The sequence below is a fragment of the Lachnospiraceae bacterium KGMB03038 genome (assembly GCA_007361935.1).
GTDB lineage: Bacteria > Bacillota > Clostridia > Lachnospirales > Lachnospiraceae > Massilistercora.
Window position 1 is genome coordinate 2,782,483 of sequence record CP041667.1, and the last position, 14,707, is coordinate 2,797,189.

Annotated in this window: 13 protein-coding genes; 1 reads left to right on the forward strand and 12 read right to left on the reverse strand. The window is 49.0% G+C overall.

The genetic code is table 11. From position 1 onward, the window contains the following. Window positions 1-39: 39 nt before the first annotated feature. The 9 genes from FND36_13680 to treB form a co-directional block, all read right to left on the reverse strand. Window positions 40-1,506, reverse strand: a complete 1,467-nt coding sequence (locus FND36_13680) for a sodium-dependent transporter (GenBank protein ID QDW75000.1) — start codon at window positions 1,504-1,506, stop codon at window positions 40-42. Between the two features lie 15 nt (window positions 1,507-1,521). Next, window positions 1,522-2,454: a pyruvate ferredoxin oxidoreductase gene (locus tag FND36_13685; GenBank protein ID QDW75001.1), complete on the reverse strand. Its 933-nt coding sequence runs from the start codon at window positions 2,452-2,454 to the stop codon at window positions 1,522-1,524. Further along, window positions 2,444-3,652, reverse strand: a complete 1,209-nt coding sequence (gene porA, locus FND36_13690) for a pyruvate ferredoxin oxidoreductase (protein QDW75002.1) — start codon at window positions 3,650-3,652, stop codon at window positions 2,444-2,446. The genes FND36_13685 and porA overlap by 11 nt, the downstream gene beginning before the upstream one ends. Window positions 3,653-3,654: 2 nt before the next feature. Beyond that, the gene (locus FND36_13695; protein QDW75003.1) at window positions 3,655-3,957 is read right to left on the reverse strand and encodes a 4Fe-4S dicluster domain-containing protein; all 303 of its coding nucleotides are present in this window, start codon (window positions 3,955-3,957) and stop codon (window positions 3,655-3,657) included. Further along, window positions 3,957-4,529: a pyruvate synthase gene (locus FND36_13700; protein ID QDW75004.1), complete on the reverse strand. Its 573-nt coding sequence runs from the start codon at window positions 4,527-4,529 to the stop codon at window positions 3,957-3,959. The genes FND36_13695 and FND36_13700 overlap by 1 nt, the downstream gene beginning before the upstream one ends. 124 nt (window positions 4,530-4,653) lie before the next feature. Then, the gene (ptsP, locus tag FND36_13705; GenBank protein ID QDW75005.1) at window positions 4,654-6,279 is read right to left on the reverse strand and encodes a phosphoenolpyruvate--protein phosphotransferase; all 1,626 of its coding nucleotides are present in this window, start codon (window positions 6,277-6,279) and stop codon (window positions 4,654-4,656) included. A 31-nt stretch (window positions 6,280-6,310) separates the two neighbouring features. Next, a complete protein-coding gene (locus FND36_13710; GenBank protein ID QDW75006.1) occupies window positions 6,311-6,568 on the reverse strand; it encodes an HPr family phosphocarrier protein in 258 nt (85 codons plus the stop codon). Window positions 6,569-6,661: 93 nt separating this feature from the next. Next, entirely contained in the window at window positions 6,662-8,314 is a 1,653-nt protein-coding gene (treC, locus tag FND36_13715) for an alpha,alpha-phosphotrehalase (protein QDW75007.1), read from the reverse strand. A gap of 12 nt (window positions 8,315-8,326) precedes the next feature. Beyond that, on the reverse strand, window positions 8,327-10,285 hold the full coding sequence (treB, locus tag FND36_13720; protein QDW75008.1) for a PTS trehalose transporter subunit IIBC: 1,959 nt from the start codon (window positions 10,283-10,285) through the stop codon (window positions 8,327-8,329). 166 nt (window positions 10,286-10,451) lie between these two features. On the opposite strand from treB, the gene treR reads away from it, so the two are divergent. Beyond that, window positions 10,452-11,189, forward strand: coding sequence for a trehalose operon repressor (gene treR, locus FND36_13725; GenBank protein ID QDW75009.1), 738 nt, complete (start codon window positions 10,452-10,454; stop codon window positions 11,187-11,189). A gap of 185 nt (window positions 11,190-11,374) precedes the next feature. Here the strand turns inward: treR and lgt are convergent, their stop codons facing one another. The 3 genes from lgt to FND36_13740 form a co-directional block, all read right to left on the reverse strand. After that, a complete protein-coding gene (gene lgt / locus FND36_13730) occupies window positions 11,375-12,151 on the reverse strand; it encodes a prolipoprotein diacylglyceryl transferase (GenBank protein QDW75010.1) in 777 nt (258 codons plus the stop codon). Window positions 12,152-12,300: 149 nt separating this feature from the next. After that, complete coding sequence (locus FND36_13735; protein ID QDW75011.1) at window positions 12,301-13,533, reverse strand: alanine--glyoxylate aminotransferase family protein; 1,233 nt, start codon at window positions 13,531-13,533, stop codon at window positions 12,301-12,303. Window positions 13,534-13,672: 139 nt separating this feature from the next. After that, complete coding sequence (locus FND36_13740) at window positions 13,673-14,701, reverse strand: substrate-binding domain-containing protein (GenBank protein ID QDW75012.1); 1,029 nt, start codon at window positions 14,699-14,701, stop codon at window positions 13,673-13,675. Window positions 14,702-14,707: the final 6 nt, after the last annotated feature.

Sequence of the window (14,707 nt, forward strand, 5' to 3'; positions counted from 1 at the left end):
CGTCTCCCTTTTTTAATATCGAGCATATTTCTCATTTGCTTAAGATCTATTCTTCCCCTTTGCCAAGCCGCAATATAACACGAATCCCAGGAAAAGAACAGCGGCTGCCATCCACCCGGCCAGGACCGCCGTCCCCTGCCCGGCAAATTTATCATAATACCCCTTCAAATAGATCACCATGATGATCAGAGGAATCCCATAAGCCACATACGTCTTAAGTCCGGCTGGAAATTTGGGCCCCTTTCCGGTATTGGCTTCCTCGAGGAACTTGTCCCAGCCCCATCCATTCTTTCTTGTGCAGAACATAAGATATCCCAGACTTCCCAGCGGAAGCAGGTTGTTAGACACAATGAAGTCTTCCAGGTCCATGATCGTGCTCCCCTCGCCCAAAGGCTGAAAGCCGGATAATACATTAAAGCCCAATACGCAGGGCATACTCAGCAGGATGATCAAAACCGCGCTGACCGCCACACTTTTATTCCTGGACCATCCAAAGAGGTCCATATCAAAGGAAATGATATTTTCAAACACAGCGACTACCGTAGTAAAAGCCGCAAACGTCAGGAACAAGAAAAAGAGTCCTCCCCAAAAGGCGCCTCCCGGAATCTGGGCGAAAATATTGGGAATGGTAATAAAGATCAGGCTGGGGCCGGATCCCGGCTCAATTCCAAACGCAAAGCAGGCTGGAATGATAATGAACCCCGCTGTTAAAGCCACACTGGTATCCAACGCTGTGATGCTCACCGCTTCTCCCAGAAGCGTCCGCTCTTTGGGCATATAGCTGCCAAAGATCATCATAGCCCCAATACCGATCGACAGCGTAAAAAAGGACTGGCTCAGAGCCGCGAAGATTACATTCCCGATCCCTTGCTCCGCCATCTTCTCAAAATCCGGGACCAGATAGAACCGGATTCCTTCTCCGGCCCCTTCCATGAATACCGAGTGGATCGCCAGCGCCACCATCAATACCAATAGAATAGACATCATAAATTTCGATGCCCGCTCGATTCCCTTCTGTATCCCAAAGATACATACCGCAAAACCGATCACACAGATCAGGATCGTCCAGAAGGCCATGACAGGCAGATTCCCCATTACATCGGAGAAAGCCGCGGTCACCTGCTCTGTGGAAGCGCCATTGAAATCTCCTTTAACGCTCTTCCAGCAATAGTACAAAAGCCATCCTCCTACCGTGGTATAAAACATCATCAGCAGATAACTGCCCACGATGCCAATCCACTTCGTCCAGTGCCATTTTGTCCCTTCCGGCTCTAACTCTTCAAAAGAGGCCGCCACGCTGAACCGGCTGGCACGCCCGATGGAAAACTCACATACCAGGACAGGAATCCCCATGATCAGCAAAAAGACCAGGTAGATCAAAATAAATGCCGCCCCTCCATATTCCCCGCAAAGATACGGGAATTTCCAAACATTTCCAATTCCGATGGCGCATCCTGCGGATACCAGGATGAACCCGATCCGAGAACCAAACGTCTCTCTTTTCATACCTCTCTTCCCCCTCTATCTAGAACATTTGAACAGAAGATCTTCCCATCTTCTGTCTACTTCTTTCTGAAATTCTTCGATGAGATACTCATTTCCTTGTTTAAACAAATGCTTAAATCGTCCCTGTTTCCTGAGGAACTCCTCGATCGGCAGTTTCTTCTTAGGTTCGTAATTTAAGATCCATTTCCCTTCTTCCACTTCAAACAGCGGCCAATAACAAGTCTCCACTGCCAGCCTGCAGATTTCCATAATATCCGGCGTATGGTATCTCCATCCTCTGGGACATGGAGCCATAATATTCAGAAATGCCGCCCCCGGTGTATAGATCGCTTTCTCTGATTTGATATGCATATCTTTAAAGTTCTGGATAAAGGTCGTCTGGGCTGCGTAAGGAATGTCATGGGCTGCTATGACGGCCGCCAAGTCCTTGCGGTTCTGGGGCTTTCCATGGCTCTGGCTCCCTGCCGGCGTAGTGGTAGTATCCGCATACATAGGAGTGGCGGAAGAACGCTGTATGCCCGTATTCATATAAGCCCCGTTATCATAACATACATAGACCATGTCCTGGTTGCGCTCCATGGCGCCGGACAGAGACTGCAGTCCAATATCATAGGTTCCTCCATCCCCGCCGAAGGCAATAAATTTGTAATTGTCTTTTAATCTGCCTTTCCGCTTCAGCGCTTTATACGCCCCCTCCACACCGCTTAGAGTCGCGCCCGCGTTTTCAAACGCGTTGTGGATATAACTGTCCTCCCAGGAAGTATAAGGATAGGTAAAAGTAGACACCTCCAGACAGCCGGTAGCGTTGCCGATCACTGCTTTGTCTCCTTCATGAAGGCCCCGCAGGACATTGCGCACCGCGATGGTGCCGCCGCATCCCGCGCACATTCTGTGTCCGGGAGCAAGACGTTCCGGTTTACTCATCGTCTCTTTGAAATTATAAGCCATGCGATCTCTCCTCTCCCTTTGTTCTCAATCCAAGATAACGGTAAGTCTCTCCCGCGTCTTGATCCTTCTGGATCTGTTCCAGATCCGCAAATACCTGGGCAATGTCTTCTACCCGCACATCTCTTCCGCCAAGCCCATATATGTAGTTGACCGCCAGCGCTTTTGCTCTCGCCCGGTACAGGGCAGCCATTACATCCGCCCCCAAAGGTCCGCCGTGATTACTGAAGCTTTCCGCCCGGTCCATAATGGCTACCGCCTGGACATCCGCCAGGGCCTGGGCAATCTCCTCCGCCGGGAAAGGACGGTAGAGTCTGATCTTGATCAGGCCCACCTTCTCCCCCTGGTTCCTTAACTGATCTACCGCATCCTTGGCTGTTCCCGCCGCGGATCCGATGAGCACGACAGCCCGTTTCGCCCCATCCATCCGGTATTCCTCAAACAGGCCGTATTCCCGGCCGGAGATCTTTGCGAAATCTTCCGCCACCTGGGACACCACTCTTGGGACGTTTCTAGTCCCTTCCGCCTGATTCCGTTTTGCCTCCATATAATAATCTGTAATGGAATAGGGACCTACTGCCGCGGGACATTCTGGATTCAGAAGATAAGTTTCTGGTTCATAGTCCCCTACAAACCCTCTTACTTCCTCATCCTCCAGGAGTTCAATATTTTCTACCGCATGGCTGGTAATAAATCCATCCTGGCAGATCATAATAGGAAGTTTCACATCTTTATGTTCTGCAATCCGGTATGCCTGGACCATATTATCGTAGGCTTCCTGATTATTTTCCGCATAGATCTGGATCCATCCGGTATCTCTCGCGCCCATACTGTCCGAGTGATCACAGTTGATGTTGATAGGACCGGACAGCGCCCGGTTCACAAGCGCAAGAGCGATCGGAAGGCGATTGGATGCCGCGATATAAAGTTCTTCCCACATATAAGCAAGACCACAGGACGATGTGGCCGTCAGACTCCTGGCCCCTGCCGCGGAAGCGCCGATAGCCGCGCTCATAGAGCTGTGCTCGCTTTCTACTGGAATAAACTCTGTATCTACCTGTCCATTTGCCACAAAAGAAGCAAAATACTGAGGAATCTCTGTGGACGGTGTGATCGGAAACGCCGGGAACACATCCGGATTGATCTGGCGCAGCGCCACCGCCACTGCTTCGTTTCCTGATAAACGCTCTCTTCTCCCCATAACTATTCCACCCCTTCCATTGTAATCGCCCCAAAGGGACAAGATTTCACACAAATCCCGCATCCTTTGCAGTGATCGTAATCAAACGCGCCTCGTTTTCCATCCTGTACCGGAATACAGCTGTCTGGGCAGACAGGCGTACATAAAAGGCACTGTTTGCACTTTTCTTCTATAAATACCGGTTTGTCGGTTGACCACTCACCGGTTTTGAATGATCTGGAAGTTCCGGCTCCGGCGATCACCATTCCTTCGGTCAGGTCTTCCCAGCTCACTTTTACATCCAGTCGATCAATCTCTGCCGCCATCAGCGCACCTCCTTAAATGCCATCTTAAGAGCTTTCATATTTCCATCGATCACTTCCGGCTTCCCGGCAAATTTATGACGGAAGGATGCTTCCATTTCCTTCATAAAACGATCTTCTTCCATGATCCCGGCCACTTTCACGATAGCCGCCAGCATTGGGGTGTTGGGAAAATATCTTCCCATAGCCTCCATTGATACTTTATGGGCGTCTATAGTATAGACCGCGCCCTCATATCCTCTTAAATGCGGAAGGATTGCTTCTTTTGGCTTTGCGGTATTGACCAGAATCGCTCCTTCCTTTTTCAGGCCGGCCGTCACGTCTACGGCTTCCAGGAGAGATTCATCCACCACTACTACATACTTTGGGTCGTAGATATTGGAATGTACCCGGATCTTCACATCACTGATCCGGTTGTACGCGGTGATCGGCGCGCCCATACGCTCCGGTCCGTATTCCGGGAATCCCTGCACATACTTTCCCGTTTGGAAAGCCACGTCCGCAAGGAGAAGCGCCGCTGTCTTGGCACCTTGTCCGCCCCGGCCGTGCCATCTGATCTCGATTGCTTCACTCATATTCCTTCTTCCTTTCTGTCCATTATCTTTCTATTCTACTGTAAGATCCTCTTTCTGTCCAGATGCCTTTCATAGGCAGGCGGGCAAAATGCCAAAAAACAGCGGCCATTTGGCCGCTGCCTCCCTATTTCCCCTCTGCGCGTGTGTTTCGGATGATCTTACGGATCGGCAGGATACAGGCCGGCGATACAGAAAGCTCATCCACTCCCATTTTCAAAAATGTCTCTGTCAATGCGGTATCCGCCCCCAATTCTCCACAGATTCCTACCCAGCATCCTTCCTTGTGTCCGTTTTCCACCGTCATCTGGATCATCCGCAGGACCGCCGGATGGTGCGGATCATAGATGTTATCCAGCTTCGCGTTCTGTCTGTCGATAGCCAGCGTATACTGAGTCAGATCATTGGTGCCGATACTGAAAAAATCCACTTCCTTAGCCAGCTCCGCGCTGATCATGACGGCCGCCGGCGTCTCGATCATGATCCCCTGCTCGATCTCTCCATAGGGAATCTCTTTTGCGTCAAATTCCGCCTGGATTGATGTCATGATCTTTTTGATCCTGCGTACTTCATCCACAGAGATGATCATAGGATACATGACTGCCAGATTCCCATAGGCGCTGGCCCGCAGAAGCGCCCGAAGCTGGGTTCTGAATACTTCCTCACGATCCAGACAGATCCGGATCGCCCGATATCCCATAGCCGGATTCTCTTCTTTGTCCAATCGGAAATAGTCCACCTGCTTGTCCGCCCCGATATCCAGTGTCCGAATGACAACTTTTCTCCCGGCCATCATCTCCAGCGCTGATTTGTAAGCCTGGAACTGTTCCTCTTCGCTGGGATAATCCTGTTTCTCCAAATAGAGAAACTCACTTCGGAACAATCCGATACCATCCGCATCGTTCTCCAGCACTTTGGCGATATCTCCCTCGCTCCCGATATTGGCAAAAAGCCGGATTCGTTTCCCATCCAGGGTAATGTCTTCTTTCCCTTTCAATTCCTGAAGCAGCGACCTCTGCCGCTCCTGTTCTTCCTGCTTTGTCCGATAATCTGCCAGTGTATCCTCGTCTGGATCCAGAATCAGTTCCCCCTTGTCGCCATCGATCACCGCCATCTTTCCATTGAGTCTCTCATCCACAGGAATCCCGATCAAGGCCGGAATATTCATGGTCCGGGCCAGGATAGCGGTATGAGAATTGGAAGAACCAAATTCTGTCACAAATCCCAGAAGTTTTGACTTGTCCATCTGGACTGTTTCACTGGGCGCCAAATCCTTGGCCGCCAGAATCACCGGCTCATCTCCCAGATCCCCGGAATTCTCGCTTCCCTGCAGAATCCGTATCACCCGTTCCGCAATATCCTTGATATCCGCGGAACGGGCCTGAAAATATTCGTCTTCCATCTGGGCAAACATTTTGGAGAAGTTATCGCCTGTAGCGGCCACAGCATATTCTGCGTTTACCTTCTGTCCATCGATCATATTGAAAATGGAGTCGTTAAAATCTTCATCCTCCAGCATCATAGCATGGACTTCAAAAATAGCGGCGTTAACTTCTCCCACTTCTTTGAGCGCTTTCTCATAAAGCTCGTTTAACTGCCGCGCGGCTGTCTCTTTTGCCGCTTCATATCTGGCCTTCTCAGCCTCCGCATCCGCCGCGCTCCTGCGCTGCACCACCTGTTCCCCCTTAGAATAGCACAAGATTCTTCCGATGGCGGTGCCTTTTAAAATGGATTTCCCGGCATACTTTTCCATCTTGGTGTTCTCCCTTCCTTCTGTCCCGCGATTACAGATTCTCTTTGAAGAAAGTCTCCATCGCGGCGATTGCCTCTTCCTCATCTGGGCCGTCTGCTGTGATAGTGATCTCTGTCCCGTGTTTGATCCCCATCCCCATCACTGCCAGCAGTTTCCCAGCTTCCGCTGTTTTCCCGTTTCCTTCCAAAGTGATCTTGGACTGGAATTTCTTCACTTCTTTTTGCAGAACTCCTGCTGGTCTCGCGTGGATTCCTAATTCATCCTGGATAGTGTACTTAATCGTTTTCATAGATCATCTCTCCTTTTTTAATGTATTATATTATGATACCAGAGCCGTCAAAGGCCCTCTGTACTGCCGTGTTTATTTCCAATTCTCCCCGTTTCAGTCCTTCTTGTACAGAACCGCCGCCTCATAAGGCCGCAGAGTGATCCCGCCTTCTTCCGGCGCCGGGTCTTTATAATTACTCAGAAGACAGCTATACTGTTTCAGATCCTCGTCCATCTCCCAGGCCGTCTCCTTCCCGTAGAAATTACAGATCACAAGCAGTGTCTCCCCCTTCCAGCGCCGGCGGTAGGCAAGCACAGAAGGATGGGCTTCATCCAGCGGCTCAAAATCTCCATATCCTATGATATCATACTCTTTGCGCAAAGCCGCCAGTTTTTGATAATAATGGAAGATAGAATCTTCATCTTCCAGCTCCGCCTCCGCATTGACTGTATGGTAATTAGGATTCACCTCTATCCAGGGTTTCCCCGATGTAAACCCGCCGTTCTCCTCATCCTTCCACTGTACCGGCGTACGGCTGTTGTCTCTGGAGTGGATCTGAAGGATCTGGTACGCGTTTTCTTCTGTCAGCCCCTTCTCCTGAAGAATCCGAAAATGATTCAGACTTTCCACATCCCGGTACTGGGAGATGTCTGTAAATCCCGGATTGGTCATCCCCAGTTCTTCTCCCTGATAAATATATGGAGTACCTCTGAGACAATGGATGACTGTAGCCAGCATCTTCCCCGATTCCTTCCAGTATCTTTTGGTATTTCCAAATCTGGATACCACTCTTGGCTGGTCGTGATTACACCAGAATACGGCATTCCAAGCATGGTGCTCCGCCATATGGGTCTGCCAGTCAAACAAGATCCTTTTTAATTTGAGAAAATCAAAGGGAACCATGACCCATTTCTCATTTCCCATAAAATCTACTTTCAAATGATGGAAACTAAAGACCATAGAAAGCTCTTTTCCATCCTCTCCCGCGTAACGGTAACAGTTCTCCATCGTAGTGCTGGACATCTCGCCTACAGTAATGATCTGAGCGTCTGTTCCGAAAGTCGTTTCGTTTAGTTCCTGAAGATATTCATGGATCTTAGGCCCATCTGTATAGAACCGGCGGCCGTCGCCCTCATCGTCGTCCTCATATTTCCCCTTACTGATCAAATTGACCACATCAAACCGGAATCCTTTGACGCCTTTTTCCATCCAGAATCGGACCACCTTCTGGATCTCTTTTCTCACTTCCGGATTTTCCCAGTTTAAATCCGGCTGAGTCACATCAAAAAGATGCAGATAATATTCGTCAAATTCCTCCACATACTCCCAAGCGCTCCCGCCAAACTTACTCTCCCAGTTGGTAGGCGGCGTTCCCGGCTTCTTCCCTTTTCGGAAGATATAAAACTCTTTATATTTCTCATCTCCGGCAAGCGCCTTCTGGAACCATTCGTGATGGCTGGATGTATGATTGAAAACCATATCAAACATCAAGGATATCCCTCGTTCTCCGGCTTCCCGGATCAACTCTTCCAGATCTTCCATCGTCCCATATCTTGGGTCCACCCGGTAATAATCTTCCACATCGTATCCATTATCATTCTGCGGGGATACAAAAAATGGCGTCAGCCAGATATAATCCGCCCCAAGCTCTTTGATATAATCCAGCTTTTCCGTTACCCCTTTCAGATCTCCAAAGCCATCCCCATTACTGTCATAGAAAGACTTTGGATAAATCTGATATACGACACTCTTCTTAAAATCTGACATCGCCGTCCCTCCTTACGCGAATCTGATGATCGGGGTCTCTCCCGCCACAGCGTCCATTCCTGAAAGATATTCGGCGCTGCCCGCTTCTCCTTCTTCCGTCACAATAAACACGGTCACAGAAGGATGGCCCGCCGCGCGGATCTTTTCTTTATCAAAGCGGATCAGCGGCTGGCCTTCCTTGACCTGCTGCCCTTGTTCCACCAAAAGCTCAAAGCCGTCTCCTCCCATGTCTACCGTATCGATGCCGACATGGATCAAAAGTTCCGCGCCGTTGGCAAATACCAGGCCGCAGGCATGTCCGGTATCCGCCATGACCACGCCCACCGTGGCGTCTCCCGGCGCGACTACTGTATCATTCTCCGGCTCAATGGCGACTCCTTCTCCCATCACACACTGAGAGAAGACCTCGTCTGGTACTTCACTGATGGGAATCACCTTTCCCGTCAGCCCTGCTTTCAGCTCTGTGACCCCGGTTGGCGTTTCCTGTTCTTTTTCATCCTGCTCTTCCGCTTCTTTCTCTTTTATGTCAGCTTCTTCGCCAAACAAGTCCGCTTTGGACAGTTTCGCCTTCCCCACCATAAAAGTAAGGATAAACGGGACCACGACGGCAGTCAGCATGGCAAGGGCAAAGACCAGGTAATACTGAGGCACGATCGAAAGAATCCCCGGCAAGCCGCCGACGCCGATACTTAAAGCCTGGACTCCAAATCCCACGGAGATCACAGCCGCGCAGGCCGATCCGACCATCCCGCAGAACAGAGGAAATCCGTATCTCAAATTCACGCCGAACAACGCCGGCTCTGTAACCCCCAGATAGCAGGAGATACATGCCGGTACATTTACCTGCTGAGCGCGCTCATTCTTCTTCTGCAATACGCTCATCGCTAAAACCGCGGAACCCTGGGCAATATTGCTCAATGCGATCATCGGCCATAAGATCGTAGTCTGGGTGGGTGTAGACGCGATCAGCTGGCTGTCAATGGCATTGGTCATATGATGCAGCCCCGTCATGACTACGGGAGCGTACAGAAAGCCAAAGATCCCCGCGAATATAAAACGAAAATCCGAAGTCAGACCTGCGTAGACCACGTCCGCGATCGCGTTTCCGATGGTCCAGCCGACAGGGCCAACGACCATATGTGCGATGAATACCGCCGGTACCAGCGAGCAAAAGGGAACCACGATCATACTGACTACCGCCGGGCAGATCTTACGGAAGAATTTCTCCAGATATACCAGGACAAATCCTGCCAGCATAGCCGCGATTACCTGGCCCTGATATCCGATCATTTGAACCTTGGCAAACCCAAAGTCCCAAACCGGAATCTGATCCGCCGGAGTGGAAGCCACATCAAATCCATTCAGGAGCTGAGAAGAAACCAAGGTCAATCCCAAGATGATCCCAAGGATCTGCGTTGTCCCCATCTTCTTCGTGATAGACCACACGATATCTACCGGAAGCAACCAGAATACCGCCTCTCCGATCAGCCAAAGGAAGCTGTCAACACCTGCCCAGAATTGAGAAATATCTACTAATGTTTTGGTCCCGTTTTCAAAAAACGCGATGCTGTCGATCACATTGCGGAAGCCCAGCACAAGACCTCCGCATATCAGCGCGGGGATGATGGGCGCGAAAATCTCTCCCAGATTGCTCATCAGGCGCTGAAGCCAACTCTGATTTGTTTTGGCCGCCTGCTTGGCCGCCTCCTTACTGACCCCTTCGACTCCCGCGTATGCTGTAAATTCGTTATAGAAGGTAGATACGTCATTCCCGATGATCACCTGATACTGTCCGGCCTGGGTAAAGGTACCCTTGACCGCCTTAATCTTCTCGATTGCCTTGGTATCTGCTTTCTTCTCATCCACCAGAACGAATCTCATTCTTGTCATACAGTGGGATACCGCTGAAATATTTTCTTTCCCGCCGATCAGTTTCAGCAGTTCTTGTACATCTTCCGTGTACCTTGCCATGTTTGTGCCTCCTACATGATTCCTTTAGCTTGTTTAAACAAGTAGAATATAGCACACTTGTTTAAACATGTCAACGCATTTCCTTGACTTTTCCGCTAATCTCTTTATAATAAAATCAGAAAGATGTTTAAACAAGTAACCCTCACGAAAGACAGGTCGAAGCATTATGCCAAAAGCAAAATATAATGAGATCTATCGGGATCTGAAGCAAAAAATAGAAAATGAGGAATATGCCTATCAGGATCTTCTTCCATCGGAACACTCTCTGGTGGCCGCCTATGGATGTTCCAGAAATACGATCCGCCGGGCCGTCGCTCAGTTAGTAGCCGATGGATATGTACAAAGTATCCAGGGAAAAGGGGTCCGCAATATCTATCTCCCGGTAGCGCCTACCTATTACACCATCGGAGGAATCGAATCCTTCCACGAGGCTTCCAGACGCAACCATCAGAAAGGCCGGACACGGGTCCTGCAATTCATAGAATTGACAGCGGATGACAAAATCGCACGCCAGACCGGCTTTGAAAAAGGGGATGAATTATATTATATCCAAAGACTCCATTATTTAGACGAAAAGCCGCTGATCCTGAACCACAATTATTTTCTTAAAAGCGCGGTTCCTGGGCTGACTAAAGAAATCGCGGAACACTCGATCTACGACTATCTGGAAAACACCCTTCATATGACCATCGTAAATAGCAAACGAGTCGTAACGGTTATGAAGATCACGCAGATCGATGAGAAATATTTGGAATTAGATGTAAATGATTATAACTGTATGGCCGTGATCTCAAGTCAGACCTACAACAGCGATGGGATCATGTTTGAATATACCCAGTCCCGCCATCGGCCGGATTATTTCCGTTTCCAGGACAATGCCGTCCGAAAAGCGCCGATTGCCTGAACGCGGGAGCAGTTTGCTTCTGCGTTCAGGCAATCTTAAGGTTACATTACACTCCATATCTATCAGTTTCCTGCCAGAATTGCTTCATATAGTTCTCTGTCTCTTCTTTGGTAAGCTGATGCTTTTCCTGGTCAAAGCCCTCCAGCACCATCTGTATCACCTCCGCTTTTTGTTCTCACTTCCTTTTATAAATCGTTCAAACTGGAATCTTTCTCCCTCGTCAGCTTTCCGCTGGCCCACACCAGCAAAAGGAGTCCCGCCGCCAGGATGAAGATGGAGATAAACTGAGAGGTACTTAAGATTCCAACACTTCCCCGCTCCAGGTCTCCGCGGAAGAATTCCAGAATGAATCTTCCGATACTGTAGAAAATAAGATAACAGCCTGCCACCACCCGGTCTTTCTTGGTATGCCGGGCGATCAGACAGAGAACAAAGCAGTTTAAGAAATCCAGCAGGCTGGAATAGATCTGTGTAGGAATCAAGGCTACACCATTGGGAGCAAAATCTGAGTTCTGAAAGGTAATCGACAAGGCCGATGCCGTCTCTTTTCCGTAACAGCAGCCTGCCAGCAGGCAGCCGATCCGTCCGAAACCCTGAGCCAGAGCAATAGACGGTGCCACCAGGTCAAAAAACTTCCAGAAGTTTTCTTTCTTTATCCGGCACGCAATATACCCGGCCAGTACCCCTCCGATGATCCCGCCGTATACTACAAATCCCTCCTCCAGAAGAAAAGCTGGATCTTTCAGGATTTTATCCAGGATCGTCAGATAATAACAGACCTTCGCTCCCAGAAGGCCAAAGATCAGGGAGCTGAAGAAAAGTATATAGACCATGTCCGTATTCATATCCCGTTTCTTCGCCCGGTACTCTGTCATAAGATAGGCCGCGGCAAATCCAATGCCGATCATCAGACCATATCCATGTATCGTAAATTTACCGATGGTAATGATATCGTTATGCATAGTTTCTCTCCTGTCTATTCGTCTGCTTTTCTAACTATATCATATTTATCAGCGATTAAAAACCCCAAATCTGACCAGACGAAAACCGGGAACCGTTTCTGACAGAAAAGCAAAAGAGACCGCAGAACTTTGCAGTCTCTTTGTATTTATTATTTTGCCTCTTTCTCGTAAACATCCATAGCCGCCTGAACAGCCTCGCCAGTGGATACCTTTACGCCATTTCTCTTCATGACCGCTTCCAGCGCTCCCAGAAGAAGGAGAATATTTCTCTTCTGGCTGGAGTAGCCCATATTTCCGATTCTTAAGATCTTGCCATCCAGCGGTCCGAAAGATGTTGCGATCTCAATGCCAAACTCATTCAGAAGCATTCCGCGGATCGCTTTGCCGTCTGCCCCTTCTGGAATGTTGATCGCGGTTACCACCGGCATCTTATGCTCCAGGTCTCCAAAGATGGTAAGCCCCATCGCTTTCAGCCCCGCAACAAGGGCTTTGTCATTCAGACGGTGTCTTGCGAAACGGACTTCCAAAGTCTCATCTACGATACACCGCAGTGCCTCATGAACGGCGTACTGCATACTGGTCGCTTCCGTATGGTGATTCAGTCTCCTTGGGCTCCAGTAATCCTCCAACTGTCCAAGATCCAGGTAGTTGCTTGGGATTCCAGGCAGCTTTCCATCCACATCATCTTCGGTACGGATTCCCTTCTCCACACGTTTTCTCTTTTTTACGATTTCTTCAATCTGCTGGTTATAGGTGATCAGCGCAGATCCTGACGGCGCGGAGATACATTTCTGGGTTCCGGAAATGCAGGCGGACAGCTTCCACTCGTCTACATTAACCTCTGTTCCTCCCAGCGTAGCTACCGCATCTACGATCAGCAGTACGCCGTGTCTTTCACAGATCTCGCCGATTTCTTTCAAGGGCTGCATCATAGAAGTGGAGGTCTCCCCATGGATGCAGGCTACCGCCTTATAGCTGTCTTTCTTCAGCGCATCTTCAATTTCCTGCGGGTCGAATACTGTTCCCCAATCTTTCTCCAGCAGTGTGATCTTAGCTCCGCATCTCTCCAGAATCTCAGCCAGCAGATAGCCAAATCTTCCAAATGCCGGAATCAGCACCTTATCCCCAGGACAGATCGCTCCCGTCAGCACCGTCTCCAAACCGCCTCTGGATGTGGTATCTACTACATAAGTCTGGTGATTCTGAGTCTGGAATACATACCGCTCCATCTCCATCGTTTCATTCATAAGCGCCGTAAACTCCGGATCAAACTGGCCCAGGATATGGGCGCTCATTGCCCGGAGTACTCTCGGATCTGACTCTACCGGTCCTGGCGTCATCAAGGTACGCGGAGAAGGATTGATCTCTTTAAATTGTTTCATATTCTTTCACTCCTGTCTGTACTCTTTCTATTGTTGTATATCTTTCCCCAAAAGGCAGAAAAGTTCCAGGGATATTCCGTCCTTGGAACTTTTCTTCACGGTGTACTATTATAAGAGGTTTTCTCTTATTTGGCAAGAGTTAAAAATCGTAATCGTCTACATTATCCTTTGTGAATATCATTGGTTCATGATAATACAACGTATCTTCGCTTGCCACTTCTACATTATCAAATCCTGGAATCTGCGGATCTTCGCCTGGTGTAAATGTTTCTCCCTCTACCAGACGGCCAGCCACTTCAACGGCAAATCCTGCCCACTGACCAGGATCCCATAATACAGACTCCTCGGCTGCTCCGCTTTCAAAAGCAGATTTCGCCATACTTGGCATGACGCCTCCAGCCACATACACATCTCCAACCTTATCCATGTCCTCAATAGCCTTTGCCGCAGAGGTATACGCCTCTGTAGAAACAGTCAAAATACATTTCATATCTGGATAGCGAGTAATCAAATCCTGAGATATCTGATATGCCTTTTGTGTATCCGCATCGCAGGACTCTATTGTCAAAAGTTCCAAATCCGGATATTTTTCTGATGCGTATGCTTTCATATTCTCAATTCTTTTATTCATGAATTCATTAGTAGTCGTTGCGGTAATAATTGCATACTGGCCTTCTTCTCCGATCGTGCGGACCATACTGTCTACCCAGTCATTTCCCATCAAAACAAGATCCATCAGGCCTGCATAACAATCTCTGCCTTCTGCCTCACAATCCAAATCCCATGTTACCACTTTCATTCCCGCTTCTCTTGCCTTCTTCAGCGCTGGAACCGGAGACGAAGAATCCAGACATGCTACTACCAGCGCATCTGCCTCTCCTTGATTTACAATATCCTCAATCATTTGTGACTGCTCTGCCGCATCCTCTGTAGCTGGTCCCACAGAAGTTACTTCATATCCAAGTTCTTTTCCCTTTTCTTCTGCTCCTTCCGCACCAATAGTGAAATACGGTGTCCCAAGATTTGGAGCCACATATGCAATCTGGATTGAATCTTCTGAGGTTCCGTCACTTTCACTTTCTTGGGTTTCCGTGTCATTACTCTGGCAGGCCATTAGCCCAACCATACAGCAGCACAACAATACTGCCAGAATACTTCTTTTTTTCATTCGTTT

What these genes read in the sequence shown, in the direction of transcription:
- FND36_13680 (QDW75000.1), bottom strand. Translation starts at nt 1,506, where the DNA reads ATGAAAAGAGAGACGTTTGGTTCTCGGATCGGGTTCATCCTGGTATCC.
- FND36_13685 (QDW75001.1), bottom strand. Translation starts at nt 2,454, where the DNA reads ATGGCTTATAATTTCAAAGAGACGATGAGTAAACCGGAACGTCTTGCT.
- porA (QDW75002.1), bottom strand. Translation starts at nt 3,652, where the DNA reads ATGGGGAGAAGAGAGCGTTTATCAGGAAACGAAGCAGTGGCGGTGGCG.
- FND36_13695 (QDW75003.1), bottom strand. Translation starts at nt 3,957, where the DNA reads ATGGCGGCAGAGATTGATCGACTGGATGTAAAAGTGAGCTGGGAAGAC.
- FND36_13700 (QDW75004.1), bottom strand. Translation starts at nt 4,529, where the DNA reads ATGAGTGAAGCAATCGAGATCAGATGGCACGGCCGGGGCGGACAAGGT.
- ptsP (QDW75005.1), bottom strand. Translation starts at nt 6,279, where the DNA reads ATGGAAAAGTATGCCGGGAAATCCATTTTAAAAGGCACCGCCATCGGA.
- FND36_13710 (QDW75006.1), bottom strand. Translation starts at nt 6,568, where the DNA reads ATGAAAACGATTAAGTACACTATCCAGGATGAATTAGGAATCCACGCG.
- treC (QDW75007.1), bottom strand. Translation starts at nt 8,314, where the DNA reads ATGTCAGATTTTAAGAAGAGTGTCGTATATCAGATTTATCCAAAGTCT.
- treB (QDW75008.1), bottom strand. Translation starts at nt 10,285, where the DNA reads ATGGCAAGGTACACGGAAGATGTACAAGAACTGCTGAAACTGATCGGC.
- treR (QDW75009.1), top strand. Translation starts at nt 10,452, where the DNA reads ATGCCAAAAGCAAAATATAATGAGATCTATCGGGATCTGAAGCAAAAA.
- lgt (QDW75010.1), bottom strand. Translation starts at nt 12,151, where the DNA reads ATGCATAACGATATCATTACCATCGGTAAATTTACGATACATGGATAT.
- FND36_13735 (QDW75011.1), bottom strand. Translation starts at nt 13,533, where the DNA reads ATGAAACAATTTAAAGAGATCAATCCTTCTCCGCGTACCTTGATGACG.
- FND36_13740 (QDW75012.1), bottom strand. Translation starts at nt 14,701, where the DNA reads ATGAAAAAAAGAAGTATTCTGGCAGTATTGTTGTGCTGCTGTATGGTT.